The sequence below is a fragment of the Paenibacillus cymbidii genome, assembly GCF_004764705.1.
In the GTDB taxonomy this organism is placed as follows: Bacteria; Bacillota; Bacilli; order Paenibacillales; family NBRC-103111; genus Paenibacillus_AN; species Paenibacillus_AN cymbidii.
This window is the reverse complement of sequence record NZ_SHLX01000008.1, coordinates 258,719-275,693: the sequence shown is the minus strand read 5'-3', so window position 1 is coordinate 275,693 and position 16,975 is coordinate 258,719. Positions and strand designations below refer to the sequence as shown.

General features: G+C 58.0%; 18 protein-coding genes. All 18 read left to right on the top strand.

Annotation, left to right across the window (positions count from 1 at the left end):
- Positions 1-295 precede the first annotated feature (295 nt).
- On the top strand, positions 296-778 hold the full coding sequence (accB, locus tag EXY20_RS13745) for an acetyl-CoA carboxylase biotin carboxyl carrier protein (RefSeq protein WP_135551905.1): 483 nt from the start codon (positions 296-298) through the stop codon (positions 776-778).
- Positions 779-817: 39 nt separating this feature from the next.
- Positions 818-2,176, top strand: coding sequence for an acetyl-CoA carboxylase biotin carboxylase subunit (gene accC, locus EXY20_RS13740; RefSeq protein ID WP_135551903.1), 1,359 nt, complete (start codon positions 818-820; stop codon positions 2,174-2,176).
- A gap of 138 nt (positions 2,177-2,314) precedes the next feature.
- Positions 2,315-2,725 carry an Asp23/Gls24 family envelope stress response protein gene (locus EXY20_RS13735; protein ID WP_135551901.1) on the top strand — a complete coding sequence of 137 codons (411 nt, stop codon included), beginning with the start codon at positions 2,315-2,317 and terminating at the stop codon, positions 2,723-2,725.
- A 69-nt stretch (positions 2,726-2,794) separates the two neighbouring features.
- Positions 2,795-3,358, top strand: a complete 564-nt coding sequence (amaP, locus tag EXY20_RS13730; protein WP_135551899.1) for an alkaline shock response membrane anchor protein AmaP — start codon at positions 2,795-2,797, stop codon at positions 3,356-3,358.
- A 15-nt stretch (positions 3,359-3,373) separates the two neighbouring features.
- Positions 3,374-3,604, top strand: coding sequence for a DUF2273 domain-containing protein (locus EXY20_RS13725; RefSeq protein ID WP_135551897.1), 231 nt, complete (start codon positions 3,374-3,376; stop codon positions 3,602-3,604).
- A 140-nt stretch (positions 3,605-3,744) separates the two neighbouring features.
- Complete coding sequence (gene nusB / locus EXY20_RS13720; protein WP_135551895.1) at positions 3,745-4,203, top strand: transcription antitermination factor NusB; 459 nt, start codon at positions 3,745-3,747, stop codon at positions 4,201-4,203.
- Positions 4,204-4,230: 27 nt separating this feature from the next.
- Positions 4,231-5,085 (top strand): bifunctional methylenetetrahydrofolate dehydrogenase/methenyltetrahydrofolate cyclohydrolase FolD, encoded by an 855-nt coding sequence (folD, locus tag EXY20_RS13715; protein ID WP_135551893.1) that lies wholly within the window; start codon positions 4,231-4,233, stop codon positions 5,083-5,085.
- Between the two features lie 6 nt (positions 5,086-5,091).
- Positions 5,092-6,477 (top strand): exodeoxyribonuclease VII large subunit, encoded by a 1,386-nt coding sequence (gene xseA, locus EXY20_RS13710; protein WP_135551891.1) that lies wholly within the window; start codon positions 5,092-5,094, stop codon positions 6,475-6,477.
- A complete protein-coding gene (gene xseB, locus EXY20_RS13705; protein ID WP_268966377.1) occupies positions 6,446-6,697 on the top strand; it encodes an exodeoxyribonuclease VII small subunit in 252 nt (83 codons plus the stop codon). The genes xseA and xseB overlap by 32 nt, the downstream gene beginning before the upstream one ends.
- On the top strand, positions 6,694-7,608 hold the full coding sequence (locus EXY20_RS13700; RefSeq protein WP_235885835.1) for a polyprenyl synthetase family protein: 915 nt from the start codon (positions 6,694-6,696) through the stop codon (positions 7,606-7,608). Before xseB ends, EXY20_RS13700 begins: the two co-directional genes overlap by 4 nt.
- Positions 7,609-8,402: 794 nt before the next feature.
- On the top strand, positions 8,403-9,038 hold the full coding sequence (locus EXY20_RS13695) for a CNNM metal transporter family protein (RefSeq protein ID WP_135551887.1): 636 nt from the start codon (positions 8,403-8,405) through the stop codon (positions 9,036-9,038).
- The gene (gene dxs / locus EXY20_RS13690) at positions 9,013-10,905 is read left to right on the top strand and encodes a 1-deoxy-D-xylulose-5-phosphate synthase (protein WP_135551885.1); all 1,893 of its coding nucleotides are present in this window, start codon (positions 9,013-9,015) and stop codon (positions 10,903-10,905) included. The genes EXY20_RS13695 and dxs overlap by 26 nt, the downstream gene beginning before the upstream one ends.
- 3 nt (positions 10,906-10,908) lie before the next feature.
- Positions 10,909-11,745 (top strand): TlyA family RNA methyltransferase, encoded by an 837-nt coding sequence (locus EXY20_RS13685; RefSeq protein WP_135551883.1) that lies wholly within the window; start codon positions 10,909-10,911, stop codon positions 11,743-11,745.
- Positions 11,746-11,809: 64 nt separating this feature from the next.
- On the top strand, positions 11,810-12,277 hold the full coding sequence (locus EXY20_RS13680) for a hypothetical protein (RefSeq protein ID WP_207671266.1): 468 nt from the start codon (positions 11,810-11,812) through the stop codon (positions 12,275-12,277).
- Complete coding sequence (gene ahrC, locus EXY20_RS13675) at positions 12,274-12,723, top strand: transcriptional regulator AhrC/ArgR (protein WP_135551880.1); 450 nt, start codon at positions 12,274-12,276, stop codon at positions 12,721-12,723. The genes EXY20_RS13680 and ahrC overlap by 4 nt, the downstream gene beginning before the upstream one ends.
- A gap of 46 nt (positions 12,724-12,769) precedes the next feature.
- A complete protein-coding gene (gene recN / locus EXY20_RS13670; protein ID WP_135551878.1) occupies positions 12,770-14,500 on the top strand; it encodes a DNA repair protein RecN in 1,731 nt (576 codons plus the stop codon).
- Between the two features lie 117 nt (positions 14,501-14,617).
- Positions 14,618-15,943, top strand: coding sequence for a SpoIVB peptidase (gene spoIVB / locus EXY20_RS13665; protein WP_207671265.1), 1,326 nt, complete (start codon positions 14,618-14,620; stop codon positions 15,941-15,943).
- A 210-nt stretch (positions 15,944-16,153) separates the two neighbouring features.
- Positions 16,154-16,960 (top strand): sporulation transcription factor Spo0A, encoded by an 807-nt coding sequence (gene spo0A, locus EXY20_RS13660; RefSeq protein ID WP_135551985.1) that lies wholly within the window; start codon positions 16,154-16,156, stop codon positions 16,958-16,960.
- Positions 16,961-16,975: the final 15 nt, after the last annotated feature.

Below are 16,975 nucleotides of genomic sequence, written 5' to 3'. Positions count from 1 at the left end.
TGCCAAAGGGATGAAATTCTCCGCGTTGCTGCGGTATAATACCGTTTATGTGTGAATGCCGATTGTGATATAATGATTTTATGCGATCGAAGCCAATCAGCGAAGCAGGCCCGGCGCTAGAGGTGAAAATCATTGCCGATTGGACCTGTGGAGCGGCCCAATGCGGTAATGATTTTATGCGATCGAAGCAGGCCCGGCGTTTTCGCCGCATCAGGCGCGGACAAGCCGGGGATCGGCAGCACGCGCGACACCATTACCTTGGGCACGCAACTTATTAAGGAGTGAATGGAAATCGATGTTTAAGCTGAGCGAGATAAAAGATTTGGTGAAATTGGTGGATCAGTCCTCCCTTCAAGAACTGGAAATTCAGAACGAAGGCTATCGGCTGTCCATTCGCAAACCGAGCAAAACCGAGTCTGTAATCGTTTCCTCCGTTCCGAACATACAGCAGTCTTATATGCCGGCTATTCCCCAGCAGGCCGTGCAGGCAATCGCCGAAACGGATACGCCCGCGGCCAAGCCGATCGACGACGCCAAGCTACATAAAATCGTCTCCCCGATGGTCGGCACCTTCTATCAGGCGCCGTCTCCAGACGCTCCTCCGTTCGTTTCCGTCGGCGACAAAATCCATGAGAAGTCGGTCGTCTGCATCATCGAAGCGATGAAACTGATGAACGATATTCCCGCCGAAGTAAAAGGGGAAGTCGTCGACATTCTCGTCGAGAACGGCCAGCTTGTCGATTACGGCCAAACGCTGTTCCTCGTCAAGATGGATTAATTTTCCCCGGCAAGCCCGATCGTTCAGGAGGTTAAGTGGATGAAGTTTCAGAAAATATTGATCGCGAACCGCGGCGAAATCGCCGTGCGGATCATCCGGGCGTGCAAGGAAATGGGCATTTATACGGTAGCCGTTTATTCGGAAGCCGACCGGGATGCGCTGCACGTGAAGATGGCGGACGAAGCGTACTGCATCGGCCCGGCCGCGTCGAAGGAAAGCTACCTTAATTTTACGAACTTGATGAGCGTGGCGACGCTGACCGGATCGGACGGCGTTCATCCGGGTTACGGCTTCCTCGCCGAAAACGCCGATTTCGCCGATATTTGCCAGCGCTGCAACATCGAATTTATCGGTCCGTCGCCGGACGCGATCAGCAGGATGGGCGACAAGTCCGTCGCCAAACAAACGATGAAAGAAGCCGACGTTCCGGTTATTCCGGGCTCGGACGGCCTGGTGGAGAGCGTTGAAGATGCGCTTGCGATCGGCCGCCAAATCGGTTATCCGCTCATCATTAAAGCGACGGCTGGCGGAGGAGGCAAAGGCATCCGCATCGCCGAGAACGAAGAAGCTCTGATCGTGCAAATTACCGCCGCGCAGCAGGAAGCCGAGAAGGCGTTCGGCAACGCCGGCGTTTATTTGGAGAAATATTTGACCGGCATGAAGCACGTTGAAATTCAGATTATCGCCGACAAGCACGGCAATGTCGTCCATCTGGGCGAACGCGATTGCTCCGTGCAGCGGCGCCGGCAGAAGCTGGTCGAGGAAGCGCCGTGCCCGGTGCTGAAGCCGGAGACGCGCGCCAGAATGGGCGAAGCCGCCGTGCGTGCGGCCAAGGCCGTCGACTACTCGGGTGCCGGCACGCTGGAATTTTTGCTCGGCCCGGACGACAACTTTTATTTCATGGAAATGAACACCCGCATTCAGGTGGAGCATCCCGTCACAGAAATGATTACCGGCATCGACCTGATCAAAGAAATGATCCGTGTCGCCGAAGGGGAACCGCTATCGTTCTCCCAGGAAGACGTGCGCATCAACGGTTGGGCGATCGAATGCCGGATCAACGCGGAAGATCCGGATCGCAATTTTATGCCGTCGCCGGGCCTGATTCAATTTTATTTGCCGGCCGGCGGGCCGGGCGTGCGCGTCGACAGCGCGGCTTACGGCGGTTACGTCATTCCGCCTTCGTACGACTCGATGATCGCCAAGCTGATCGTCTGGGGCGAAACGCGCGACGACGCCATTTCCCGCATGCGCCGGGCGCTGAGCGAGTTTTCCGTCGACGGCGTGTTTACGACGATTCCGTTCCATCAGAAGCTGATGCAGCACAAGCGGTTTATCCGCGGCGACTTCGACATCAAGTTTCTCGAAGAGCACGACGTGAACGATCCGGATTCCTGATTCTGGCGGCTGGAAGCAATTCCCTCGGATCGGCCGAACGAAACTTTGCATAAAAGTCGCGAAATGATATAGTAATGAAAAGAAGATGTGGTACGGGCTTAAGCAGCCGGTAACCAGAAGACTTTGGGAGGTAATCGCATGAGTACCATCGTACCCGATTATGTTAGGACGGACATGGGCAACATTCAGATCGCGCCTGAAGTTATCGAAGTGATCGCCGGGCTGGCCACGATCGAGGTGGAAGGCGTTGCCGGCATGAGCGGCGGTTTCGCCGGCGGCATCGCGGAGCTGCTCGGCCGCAAAAATTTGTCCAAAGGCGTCAAGGTGGAGGTTGGGCAGAAGGAAGCGGCTGTCGACGTTTCGATCATTATCGAATACGGCAGCAAAATTCCCCGCGTCTCGAGCGACATCCAACGCAGCGTCAAACAAGCGATCGAAACGATGACCGGCCTCGGCGTCGTCGAAGTGAACGTGCATATTCACGACGTGCACTTCAAGACGAGCGAGAAGTTGGTAGAAGACGAAACCGCGTCGCAGCGGGTAAAATAATAACGCAAGTTTAAACCCCCTTCGTCATATGCAGGGGGTTTCCTCCAATTAGGAAGGGGACAGGCCGTAGTGGCGAAAATGATCGACAGGCTGCTGCTTTTTATATTTACCGTTGTGGTGATCGCCGGCGCGGTATGTTTGCTGCTCGCGGCGTTCGGCGCCATTTCTTACGACTCGTCCGTGGAGTTCATGCACAAGGTCTATAGCGAGATGAACACTGCCGTTCCTTTCATCGCCGCCGTATTCGTGCTGCTGCTGATCGGCATCCGGCTGTTCTACATATCGGTTCGTGTCGGCGGCGGTTCGAATGTGCCGTCGATCGACCAACGTACGGAGTTCGGCGACATCCGCATCTCGATCGAAACGGTGGAGAACCTGGCGCTTAAGGCGGCGAGCCGCACCCGCGGCTTGAAGGATTTGCGCGCGCGCGTCAATGTCGGCAGCGCCGGCATCGAAATCGTCATTCGTTCCCTCGTGGACGGCGAAACGTCCATTCCCGAATTGACGGAAGAAATCCAGCGTGCGGTGAAAGCCCATCTGGAAGACATTACGGGCATTCCGGTTGCCAGCGTGTCCGTATACGTGGCCAATGTGGCGCAAGCTTCGCATACGTTCAAAAGCAGAGTGGAATAGAGGTGGGCGCCGGCCATGTGGAACGAGCTTTGGGAGCGCCATCGCGGCAAAACGATCGGAGTGGCGGGCGGCATTTTGTTTGGCTTGCTGTATCTGATCGTCGGCTTTTGGGACATGCTCATTTTTGCCTTTATCGTCTTTATCGGGTATCATATCGGAAGGAAGCTCGACCGGAAGGAATCGTTGCTGGAAGACGCGGAACAGCTGTGGAGACGGTTATCGGAGAAGTGGCGCATGTTCAGATAGGCCGTTACCGGCGGATATGCCGGCCAGCGTCACGGCCATCGTATCGCGGGAAACGGAACCGTCCGGGCTATCGGACGGTTGTGCCGTTTCTTCTTCTTTTCCCCCGGGTTTTGGCGCAATACGAACAGGAGGACGTCCGCATGAGACGCAGATTGGCGCGTGAAATCGCGCTGCAAAGCTTGTACCACCTGCAAATGAACGATGGGGCTTCGCGGGATGCGATCGCCATGGCCATCGAAGAAGCCGAGCACGAGAACGAGGCGGAGCTCGACTTGAACGACGAAAAAATTACGCCTCATTATATTGAAGAACTGGTGGAAGGAACGCTGAAGCACAAGCTGGTGATCGACGATTTGCTAAGCGAGTATTTGAAAAGCTGGCGCATCGACCGGCTGTCGAAAGTCGACCGCGAAGTGCTGCGGCTGGCCACGTACGAAATGATATACCGCGACGATGTGCCGCCAAAAGTCGTCGTCAACGAAGCGATCGATTTGGCCAAACATTTTGGGACCGAAGAATCGGGCAAGTTCGTTAACGGCGTCCTGGGCAAAATGATTCGCGAGCTGGATGCCATCAAACAAAAAAGCAAGCAGCTGTAATCGAACGATTATTCGGAGGGAAACGCCATGACGGCACAAGTAGTGAATGGAAAAGAAATCGTCGCCAGCCGCCGCGAACGAATCAAGCAGGAGACGGCGGCGCTGAAGGAAAGCGGCGTCCAGCCGGGCTTGGCGGTCGTTCTCGTCGGCGACGACCCGGCTTCGGCCGTGTACGTGCGCAACAAAATCAAAGCCTGCGAGGACGCCGGCATGCTGTCGGAAGCTTATCGCTTGCCGGCGACAACGAGCCAGGCGGAGCTGCTGGCGCTGATCGTGAAGCTGAACGAGGATCCGCGCATTCACGGCATTCTCGTGCAGTCGCCGCTGCCGAAGGGGCTCAGCGAAGAAGAAGTGAACGAAACGATTGCCGCCGAGAAGGATGTCGACTGCTTCCATCCGGTTAACGTCGGCAATCTGGTGCTGGGCAAGGAAGGGTTTCTGCCGTGCACGCCCGCCGGCGTGATCGAAATTTTGCATACGTGCGGCGTGCCGCTCGCCGGCAAACATGCCGTTGTCATCGGCCGCAGCAACATCGTCGGCAAACCGATGGCGCTGCTGCTGTTGCGCGAGCATGCGACGGTAACGGTGTGCCATTCGCGCACGCCGAACCTGGCGGATATCACGCGCCAGGCGGATATTCTGATCAGCGCCGTCGGCCGCGCCGGTCTGGTGAAGCGCGAGCATGTGAAGCCGGGCGCCGTCGTCATCGACGTCGGCATGAACCGCGGTGCGGACGGCAAGCTGTGCGGCGACGTCGATTTCGCCGATGCGGCGGAGGTAGCCGGCCTTATTACGCCGGTACCGGGCTGCGTCGGTCCGATGACGATTACGATGCTGCTGAACAACACGCTGCAATCGGCGCGCCGCGCGGCGAACCGGTAGAACGCCATGCGCGTGAACGATGCGGATGTGTTGTCGGTCAAGCAGCTGACCCGCTACATCAAGGCCCGACTTGAAAATGACGCAACCTTGCAGGACGTTTGGGTGCGCGGGGAAATTTCCAATTTCACGCGGCATACGAGCGGCCACTTCTATTTTACGCTGAAGGACGAAGCGAGCCGGGTCAAAAGCATTATGTTCGCTTCGCACAACCAGCGGCTCGCTTTCCTGCCGAAGGAAGGCACGAAGGTGATCGCCCGGGGCAACATTTCGGTGTACGAGCGCGACGGGGCGTACCAGTTTTATGTAACGCACATGCAGCCGGACGGCATCGGCAGTCTCTACCTCGCCTATGAGCAACTGAAGAAGAAGCTCGACGAGGAGGGACTGTTCGCCGAATACCGCAAACGGCCGATTCCGCGCTTCCCGCGGGCGATTGGCGTCATTACGTCACCTACCGGCGCAGCCGTGCGCGACATCATCATTACGCTGCAGCGGCGGTTTCCTTCCGTGCCGGTGCTGCTGCATCCGGTGCTCGTGCAAGGCACGCAAGCGGCGCCAGCGATCGCGCGGGCGATCCGCACGATGAACGAGCGCGCCGAAGTCGACGTGCTGATCGTCGGCCGCGGCGGCGGCTCGCTCGAAGAGCTGTGGGCGTTCAACGAGGAAGCGGTGGCGCGCGCGATCTACCATTCGGCGATCCCCGTCATCTCGGCCGTTGGCCACGAGACCGACTTCACGATCGCCGACTTCGTTGCCGACCTGCGCGCCGCCACGCCAACCGCTGCCGCGGAGCTGGCCGTGCCGCACGCGGCCGAGCTGCGCCTGCAAGTGGCGCAGCTGGCCCAGCGCAGCCGCCGCAGCCTGGCGAAGCTGGCGCAGCTGCAGCGCGAGCGGCTGGCGCGGCTCGTGCGTTCGCCGGCGCTGGCCCAGCCGCGGCGGCTCGTGCAGCAGCCGTCGCAGCGGCTTGACCGGCTGCGCGAGCAGCTCGGCTACCGCATGCAGACGTTATACGTGCGCGGCAAGGAGCGCAAGCTGCGGCTCGAGCGCAGCCTGTCGGCATACAGCCCGAAGGAGCAACTGGCCGCCGCAAGACAGCGCACGCAGACGAACCGCCGCCAGCTTGTGCAGGCGATGCAGGCGGCGCTGCGGGCGAGCGGCAGCGCGCTGGATACGCGCATGCGCCAGCTCGACGCGCTCAGCCCGCTGAAGGTGATGCAGCGCGGCTACAGCCTCGTCTACGACGACAATCGCAAGAAGCTGATCAAATCGCTTGGCGACGTGCAGATCGGGGATATGGTGCGAGTGCGCGTGACCGACGGAATGATCGGTTGCCACGTGTGGGAAATGGAGGAGAATGCCGGTGACGAAGGAAACCAAGGCGGAGGAGCTTAGCTTCGAGCAGGCGATGGACAAGCTGGAGACGATCGTGTCCAAGCTCGAGAGCGGCGACATTCCGCTCGAGCAGGCGATCGAGCTGTTCCAGGAAGGCATGCGGCTGTCCCAGCTGTGCAGCGGCAAGCTGGAGAACGTCGAACGCAAGATCGAAATGCTGATCGAAGAAAACGGCACTTATACGAAAAAACCATTTACAGCGGGGACGGACGAAGGGTGAAAGACGGGATCGGCATCGATACGATAGCAACCTATATAGCGGATACGGCGGCGGAAATCGAACGCGAGCTGGCCGGCGCCTTGCCGGCCTCGTGGGACATTCCCGCCTCTTTGCGCGCCGCGGCGGACTATTCCCTGATGGCCGGCGGCAAACGGCTGCGGCCGATTCTTGTCATCGCCGCGGCGGAAGCGCTTGGCGGCAGCAAGATGGCGGCCATGCCGGTCGCATGCGCGATCGAGATGGTGCATACGTATTCGCTCATCCACGATGACTTGCCGGCGATGGACAACGACGACTTCCGCCGCGGCAAGCCAACGAACCATAAGGTATACGGCGAAGCGATGGCGATTCTGGCCGGCGACGGTTTGCTGACGCACGCCTTCTTCGCGATCGCGCGGGCGTTCCGCGAGAGCGGGCTGCCGGCGGAGCGCGGCCTGGCCATCGTCGAAGAGCTTGCCGTTCGCGCCGGATTCGCCGGCATGGTCGGCGGACAAGCGGCCGACATGCTCGGCGAGCAAGGCATCACGAGGCCGGAGGAGCTGGAATTCATCCATCTGCACAAAACGGCTGATCTCATCGTCTTTTCGCTGCGTGCCGGCGGCCATATCGCCGGGGCGAACGAAGCGCAGCTGGCGGCGCTGGAGACGTTCGGCCGTTGCATCGGGCTGGCGTTCCAGATTCAGGACGACATTCTCGACCTGGTCGGCGACGAAATCAAGCTCGGCAAGCCAGTTAAGAGCGACGAGCGCCAGAAAAAAGTGACTTATCCGTATTTGATCGGTCTCGAAACCTCGCGGGAGAAGGTGCGCAAGCTGACGCAGGAGGCGACGGATGCGATTGCGGCGGCCGGTTTCCGCGAGCCGCGGCGTTTGCTGGAGCTTGCCGGTTACCTGGTGAACCGCGACCGGTGACATGCAATCGCAGCTGCCCGGTACAAGGGCGGAAGAAGTTTCATTGAGAACGTTTTGTCCCGTGTGTTATAATGGAACCATCTTTGAGTGGCGCAGTATTCTAGTCGGCCTACCATTCTGAAGGCGGGCCTAAAAATTCGCCAAAGGGCACATCGATGAAGTTCCTGGTGTTGGCTTCTGACGCCCAGTCGGGGGCTGATGCTGGGAGTTAAGGTTGTAGGGCGATCCACAATGGCATGTGGGCGTTGACCCTGCTTCCGCGGAGGCCCAAGTGCGTAGCTTTTGCGCCACCGAGCGCCCGGTTACGGCTTGGGGTATGAACCTGCAAGCGCGGATCTCACCTGTATAAGGACATCCTCTTTATACTAAAACGACCTGTGTGCAGCGTAGCCTGCCTTGAGTGGGGCACCGGGGATTGCGGATGGTAGGGAACCGGATTATCGGCCAATAAGACGGTTGCCGGATGCCGCATGAAACGTGTCCTGCAAAAGAGGCTAAGGAATGGTTCAAGGGCTGTCCGAGGAAAACTCCTAGACTGTTCGCGTGCCGTGAGGCTTCTTGGGGATTATAGTGTGGACTAAGTGGTAATCCAGTCTGATGTCCGGAGACGGCAACAAGGCGAGCGTAAAGGGAAACCGCCCTTCCGGCGACGCTAGGGTGTCTCGCTTGGGAAAACCTACTGGACCTAAGCCACAGCGTTTACTCAGGAAGCTGCCACTCATTTGATTGATCTGTTGCCATCCGCCATGTCAAGGCCAGGCGGAGTATGCGTTAGCTGAAGGGTGATCTGCTGCATGAAATTTTCGCTGCGAAATTCGTTTCGCTGGAGCATTTTCATATCAATCGTCACTTTCGTGTTGGCGTGCCTGTTCACGGTTGCTTCGACGTCCATTCTGGTCGGGGTTAGCTGGGGCGTGGGCATGCTGATTGTCATTTTTCTGGTTATTACCGGTATCGTGTTCGATATGATGGGACTTGCGGCTGCCGCCGCCAGCGAAGCGCCATTCCACGGCATGGCTTCCGAGCGCGTCCGCGGCGCCAAACAGGCGATCCAGATCGTGCGCAACGCCGACCGCTTTTCCAACTTCTGCAACGATGTGGTTGGCGACGTCGCCAGCGTCATCAGCGGAGCGGCCACCGCGGCCGTTGTAATCAAGCTGATGAGCACGGTCGGCGACGGCAACGGCGCGCTTAGCACGGCGGTCAGCGTCGTGTTCACGGCGCTCGTATCGGCGATGACGGTGGGCGGGAAGGCGCTTGGCAAATCGTTTTCGATCCATCATGCGACGGATATCGTTCTTTATATCGGCAAGCTCTTCTATTTTCTGGAGCGCCGGTTCAAGCTGCGATTGCTCCGCACGAAACGCAAGCAAAAAACGAACAGCGTAAAGCGAGGGAACAAACGTGCTCGAACGAATCAACCGGCCTGAAGACCTGAAGCAGCTTAGCGTCCAGGAACTCGATGTTCTGGCCGCCGACATCCGCAAGTTTTTGATCGAGAAGCTGTCGGTAACCGGCGGCCATCTTTCTTCCAATTTAGGGGTAGTCGAGCTCACCATCGTGCTTCATTATTTGTTCCGCAGTCCCGAGGACAAACTGATTTTCGACGTCGGACACCAGTCCTACGTACATAAAATTTTGACCGGACGCAAAGACCGGTTCGATACGCTGCGCAAGTACAAAGGGTTGTGCGGCTTCGTCAAAAGCGCGGAAAGCGAGCACGACGTCTGGGAAGCGGGGCACAGCAGCACGTCGCTGTCGGCGGCGATGGGCATGGCGATGGCGCGCGACTTGAAAGGCGAAAACAACCGGGTCATCGCCGTCATCGGCGACGGCGCGCTTACCGGCGGCATGGCGCTGGAAGCGATGAACCATATCGGCCATGAGAAGAAGAACCTGCTCGTCGTGCTGAACGACAACGAGATGTCGATTTCGCCGAACGTCGGCGCCTTGCACAATTATTTGAACAAAATCCGGACAGACAAGCATTACCGCAAAATGAAAGAAGAAGTCGAACACCTGCTGAAGAAAATTCCAGCGATCGGCGGCACGCTTGCCAAAACGGCGGAGCGGGTCAAAGACAGCTTGAAATATTTGCTTGTCTCCGGCGTTCTGTTCGAGGAGTTCGGTTTTACGTACCTAGGCCCGATTGACGGCCACGACACGGAACAACTCATCAACGCTTTCAAACAAGCGGACAAGACGCAAGGTCCGGTGCTGCTTCACGTATTGACGGTCAAAGGCAAAGGTTATACGCCTGCGGAGGCCGACTCCTACGCCTGGCACGGCGCCAGTCCGTACAAGATCGAGTCCGGCAAAATGATCAAATCGGTCGGCGCCCCTATGTACACCGAAGTTTTCGGCGACACGCTGATCGAGCTGGCCAAACACGATTCCCGCATCGTTGCCGTGACGCCGGCCATGCCGGGAGGCTCCGGCTTGCTCAAATTCGCCGAACAGTTCCCGGATCGCATGATCGACGTCGGCATCGCCGAGCAGCATGCCGCGACGCTTTGCGCCGCGCTTGCCGTCGAAGGAAGGAAGCCCGTATTTGCCGTTTATTCCACCTTCCTGCAGCGCGCTTACGATCAAGTCGTGCATGACATTTGCCGGCAAAACCTGAATGTCGCGTTTGCGATCGACCGTGCCGGTTTCGTCGGAGCGGACGGCGAAACGCATCAGGGCGTTTACGACATCGCCTTTTTGCGCAGCATTCCGAACATGACGCTGATGATGCCGAAGGACGAAAACGAGTTGCGGCACATGCTGCTGACGGCGACGGCATACAACGACGGGCCGATAGCGGTTCGTTACCCGCGCATCAACGGAACCGGCGTCAAGCTGGATTCGGAGCTGAAGCCGATTCCGATCGGCACCTGGGAAACCGTACGCGAAGGCGACCGCTGCGTCATTATGGCGGTTGGACCGATGGTTCAGCTAGCGGAAGAGGCGGCGGATATGCTGAGGCCTCACGGCGTCAGTGTGCGCATCGTCAATGCCCGTTTCATCAAGCCGCTGGACGAGCGGATGCTGACGGAGATCGGGGAGAAACGCATGCCGATCGTCACGCTGGAGGAAGGCGCTCTGGCGGGCGGATTCGGCAGTGCAGTGCTGGAGTTTTACGCGCAGCAGGGTGTTTATGGCCTTGCCATCAAGCCGATGGCCGTGCCGGATTATTTTGTCGAGCATGGCAGCATCAAGGAGCAGCGCGCGGAAGTCGGCCTTACCGCCGAACGGGTGGCGGCGGAGCTGCAGGCGATGCTGCTGGCGACCCGCAAGCAGCGGCAGCGGGCGTAGCGGATGGCGGCGATGGAGAAAGAACGGATCGACGTCATGCTGGTGGAGCAAGGCTATTACGAAAGCCGGGAGAAAGCGAAGGCCGCAATTATGGCGGGGCTCGTTTATGCCGGCACCGAACAAATCGATAAACCGGGGACGAAGCTTCCCCGCACCGCGGCGCTTTCCGTCAAGGGAGCGCCGCATCCGTATGTCAGCCGCGGCGGACTGAAGCTGGAGAAGGCGTTGAAGCATTTTGCCATCGATGCGGCGGGAGCGGTGATGGTCGACATCGGCGCTTCGACGGGCGGGTTCACCGATTGCGCTCTGCAGCACGGCGCTTCTTATATATATGCGATCGATGTCGGCTACAACCAGCTCGACTGGTCGCTGCGGAGCGATCCGCGCGTCTGCGTGATGGAGCGGACGAATTTCCGCTATTTGCAGCCGGCCGATCTGCAAGGACCGGTGCCGACGCTGGCGTCGATCGACGTGTCGTTTATTTCGCTGCAGCTCATTTTGCCGCCGCTGCTGCCGCTGCTTGCTCCGGGAAGCGCCATCGTGGCGCTGATCAAGCCGCAGTTCGAAGCCGGGCGGGACAAGGTCGGCAAGTCCGGCGTCGTGCGCGACCATGCCGTGCATCGTGAAGTGCTGCGGAGCGTGCTTGCTTTTGCCGGCGAAATCGGTCTTGTTCTCCGCGGTTTGACGTTTTCGCCGATTACCGGCGGCGAAGGCAATATCGAATTTCTCGCCTGCTGGACGGTCGGTACGCCGGATGGCGAGCTCGCCACTCCCGATAACGGAGCGATTGAAGCGGTTGTGAAAGAAGCTTCTCGCACATTCAGCGGCGGATCGGTTTGAATCTATCCCCGTAAAAAGGATTTTTTTGCCTCCGGCGCGAAGTTATACCCGGGGTGATGCGGATATGCAGTACGGCGACAATTTGGTCATGGTTCTGCTTATTGTGGCAAGCGTATTTTGGGGCGGCTATTACGTGCGCAAATGGCTGCTCAAGCCTCCGACGCTTCGGCTCAGCGTGCGTCCCGACAGCGAAATCGTCGTCACCGACGCGGTGGCGTTGCTGGAGGAGTCGGGCTTCGAGGTGCTGACGCAGAAGCGCAAAGTGTCGATTCGCATCACCGTTAACGAGGAAGACGAGCTGCAGAGCCGGTTGTTCGTCGACCATTTTGCCTCCCGGGAGGACGGCGTGTACGTCGTCAAAGTGGCGCGCGAACGCAAGCCGCTCGACATGACGGGCAGCGGCGTGCGCGACCACCTGCTCGTCTATCATTTGCTGTATCCGGACGCAGCCGGCATCGTTTATGTCGATCCGCTGTTGCGGACGATCCATACGTACCGGTTTCACATTCAAGGTGAGGTGTCGATTCGATGAAAGGGCAACGCCATATCAAAATCAGGGAAATACTGACCGCCGGCGAAATCGAAACACAGGACGAGCTGGTTGACGCGCTGCGCAGCGCCGGTTTTCATGTGACCCAGGCGACCGTGTCGCGCGATATTAAAGAGCTTCATCTGATCAAGACGCCGCTAGCGGACGGGCGCTACAAATACGCCTTGCCCGCGGAGCAACGGTTCAATCCGGTGCACCGGCTGAAGCGGGCGCTCAGCGACCATTTTATCAGCATCGATTACACGGACAATTTGATCGTGATGAAATGTATGCCCGGCACGGCGAACGCGATCGGCGCGCTGATCGACAATCTGGAATGGCCGGAAGTGATGGGTACCATTTGCGGCGACGATACGATCCTGATTATTTGCCGTACCAAGCAGAACAGCGAGCAGGTCGTGGAACAAATTATGGCGATGATCGCTTAAGTCATGAACTTTATCGCACAGCAGCGAATGAATGGGGGGAACATTCATGTTGGTTGAATTGGCAATCCGCCACTTGGCGGTCATCGAGTCGGTGCGCTTGTCGATGCGCAGCGGCTTTCACGTGTTGACCGGGGAAACCGGAGCGGGCAAGTCGATTATTATCGACGCGCTCGGTCTTGTGATCGGGGGCAGAGGTTCGTCGGAGTTGGTGCGCCACGGCTGCGACAAGGCGGAAATCGAGGCACTGTTCGATGTGCCGGTCGGCCATCCTGTGGGGGAGACGCTAGCCGGGCTCGGCATCTCCGCTGCGGAAGGCGACCAGCTCGTCATCCGCCGCGAAATGACGGCGCAAGGAAAAAGCACATGCCGCATCAACGGCCAAATCGTCAATTTGACGATGCTGCGCGAAGTTGGCGAGCGGCTCGTCAACATCCACGGCCAGCATGAGCACCAGTCGCTGCTGCGACCCGAAGAGCATCTGCATTGGCTCGACCTGTACGGCGGCGTGCGTATTGCCGAAGCAAGGCGCGAATACGACGGCGTGTTCGAGCGGTATTCCGCCGTGCAGAAGCGGCTGCAGGAGCTGCAGGAGACGAGCAAACAAGCGCTGCAGAAAGTCGACTTGTACCGCTTCCAGGCGGACGAAATCGCCGCGGCGAAATTAAAGCCGAACGAAGATGAATCGCTTCTGGAAGAACGGCGCAAACTAGCCAATGCGGAAAAACTGGCCGGAAACGTGGACGGCGCTTATCGTGCCTTGTTCGACGGCGGCAAGGGGCTCGACTCGATCAATAAGGCGACGCAGCGCCTTCGCGATGTGGCGAATTACGACCCGGGCGTGCTGCAGCCGCTTGCCGAGCAGATGCAGTCGGCTTTTTACCAGCTGGAGGACGCGGCGTTTCAACTGCGCGATTACCAGGAGCAGATCGAATTTAATCCGGCACGCCTCGATGCGATCGAACGGCGGCTTGACGTGTTGGCCGGCTTCCGCCGCAAATACGGGGAGACGGTAGCCGATATTTTGGCGTACTTGCAAACGATCGAGCAGGAGCTTGCGTTGATCGACAACAAGGACGATTTATTGAAGCAACTCGAACAGGAAGCGGCTGTCGAACGCGAGCTTCTTGCCGCGGCGGCGGCCAAGCTGTCCGCGCTTCGCCGCGAATGCGCCGCCGAACTGGGCGCTTCAATTGAACGCGAGCTGCGCGATTTGCACATGGAGCGGACAAGGCTGGTCGTGCAGGTCGATACGATCGTCGACAGCCGCGGACCGGAAATCGGCGGCGTACCGGCCAAACTGACGAAGAACGGCTGCGACCAGGTGGAGTTTCTGATTTCGCCGAACCCGGGCGAACCGCTTCGTCCGTTGGCGAAAATCGCCTCCGGCGGCGAACTGTCGCGCATCATGCTGGCGATGAAGGCGATCTTCGCCAAGGTGGACCGGATTCCGGTGCTCGTATTCGACGAAGTCGATACGGGAGTCAGCGGCCGCGCCGCACAAGCGATCGCCGAGAAGCTGTCGCGGTTGTCCGCATCGTGCCAGGTGTTTTCGATCACCCATTTGCCTCAGGTGGCCTGCATGGCGGACACGCATTACGCCATCCGCAAGCAAGTTGAGGACGGTCGTACGTTTACGCGGGTCGAGGATCTGGACGAAGCGGAACGTATCGCCGAGTTGGCGCGGATGCTGGGGGGCGTCGAAGTAACCGGCACCACGCGGCGCCATGCGGAGGAAATGCTCGATTTGGCCAAGGAAAAGAAAGCTTTTCCCGCGTAATAAGGCCGAAGCGTGACATGATTTACTGTCATAAAACAAAACGGGCGGGGGTAACGTAAAGGTACGCTTTTGACGAACTTTTTCGTCGGGCACAGCAGCTAAGGGAGCGTGAATGGCTTGACCTCCGAGAACCGCAAACGATGGATTGGCCTAATGCTCGTCTTCTTTCTTTGTTTGGCCTGTTTCTCCGCGCCGTTTCGTTGTTTTGCCACTTTCCCGCACGAATTGCGCCTGTTTTCCGGACAAGGCAAGCTGCTGCAGCTGTCCATGCCGGTAGGAGCCAGCGTGACGGTGAAGGATCCGGACATTGTCCATGTGAACGGTTCGGCCGATCCGACCTTCAAAATCAACTTGAAGCATCCGATCGCGCTGCAGAGCGAACAGTCGGGACAGACGGAAATGAAAGTGAAGCTGTTCGGCAAAATTCCGTACAAGACTGTAAAAGTCAGCGTCATGCCCGATTTGAAAGTTGTTCCCGGCGGGCAAACGATCGGCGTCAAATTGAAATCGGCGGGTATTCTCGTCGTTGGCCATCATATGGTCACCGTCCAGGACGATCGCAAAACATCGCCCGGCGAAGAGGCGCGGGTGCAAGTGGGCGACCTTATTGTAAGCATTGACGGAAAACCGTTGAATGATGTATCCAAAGTGTCCGAGCTTGCGGCCAAGGCGGGCGAACAGGGAAGAGCGCTGGAATTGTCCATTATGCGCGGCGATCAGAAGCTGAAGCTGCAGCTGAGGCCTGCTTACGACAAGACGGACAAGATGTATCGCCTCGGGCTGTACATTCGCGACTCGGCTGCCGGCGTCGGTACGTTGACGTTCTACGCCCCCGAGCAAGGCATGTACGGCGCCCTCGGTCATATCATTACCGATATGGACACCCAAACGCCGATCGTTGTCGGCAGCGGCGAAATCGTTCATTCCAATGTTACTTCCATTTCCAAAAGCCAAAACGGCGAACCCGGCGAGAAGCGGGCGCAGTTCAACAAAGGCGTGCTGGGCAATATTGAAAAGAACACCCCGTTCGGCATATTCGGACGCATGCCCGAAGCGCCGGAGCACGGCGTGGACGGACAGGCGATCCCGGTCGCTTTTGCAGAAGAAGTGAAGGAAGGTCCGGCGGAAATTTACACGGTGATTGGCGGGCAGAAAGTCGAGAAGTTTACGATCGAAATTACGCATATCGCCAAACAGGAGTATCCGGCAACCAAGGGGCTCGTGATCAAAATTACCGATCCGCGGCTGCTGGAGAAAACGGGCGGCATCGTACAAGGCATGAGCGGCAGCCCAATTATCCAGAATGGCAAGCTGATTGGTGCCGTCACGCACGTATTCGTCAATGACCCCACCTCCGGCTATGGCTGTTTTATCGAGTGGATGCTGCAGGACGCCGGCATTTTAGCGGCGGACAAGCCGCAGAAAGAGCTGAAGGCGAGTTAGCCTTCGGTTCTTTTCGTATTGGGGGATTGTGTATAACTGTAGTCCTTGATGCTTTTGTCGAAAATTGTTGAAACATAAGGCAAATTATTCATTATAAAACAAAACCAAAAAAAAATAAAGAAAAATAATTTTCGACAGGAGGAATTCGAATAGGGGGTGTCGAAAAGGAAACATCAGGAAGTCAACAACCCGTTCAAGGAGGATATGAAATTGCAGAAAATCGAAGTCTTGCTTGCCGATGACAACCGAGAATTTACGAGCTTATTATCGGAGTTTATCGATGATCAAACGGACATGGAAGTAATGGGGGTAGCTTATAACGGCAATGAAGTGCTGCGTTTTATCGAGCAGAGCAAGCGTGTACCCGATGTTCTGATCCTCGACATCATCATGCCGCACCTTGACGGTTTGGGCGTGCTGGAGCGCCTCCGCGAGATGAACCTGTCGCCGCAGCCGAAGATCATCATGCTGACTGCTTTCGGGCAGGAAACGATCACGCAGAAAGCCGTACAGCTCGGTGCCGCATATTACATATTAAAGCCGTTCGATATGGAAGTACTGACGAACCGGATCCGCCAGTTGGTTGGCGGCGGTGCGCAGTCGGTCGCTTCGTCGTCTTTCTCATCGTCGCACAAAGCCAATGTCGTGCCGCTGTCGAAGGGGCGCAACCTGGACGCGAATATTACGAGCATCATCCACGAAATCGGCGTGCCGGCGCATATCAAAGGATATCAATATTTGCGCGAAGCGATTACGATGGTTTACAACAACATCGAAATACTTGGCGCGATTACGAAGACGCTGTACCCGTCGATCGCCGAACATTACAAAACGACGCCGAGCCGCGTCGAACGCGCCATCCGCCACGCGATCGAAGTCGCTTGGACGCGCGGCAACATCGACAGCATTTCGCATCTGTTCGGGTATACGATCAACATCTCGAAGTCGAAACCCACGAATAGCGAGTTTATCGCGATGGTTGCGGACAAGCTGCGGATCGAGCATAAGGTGAGCTGAGACGGGGGAAAGTGC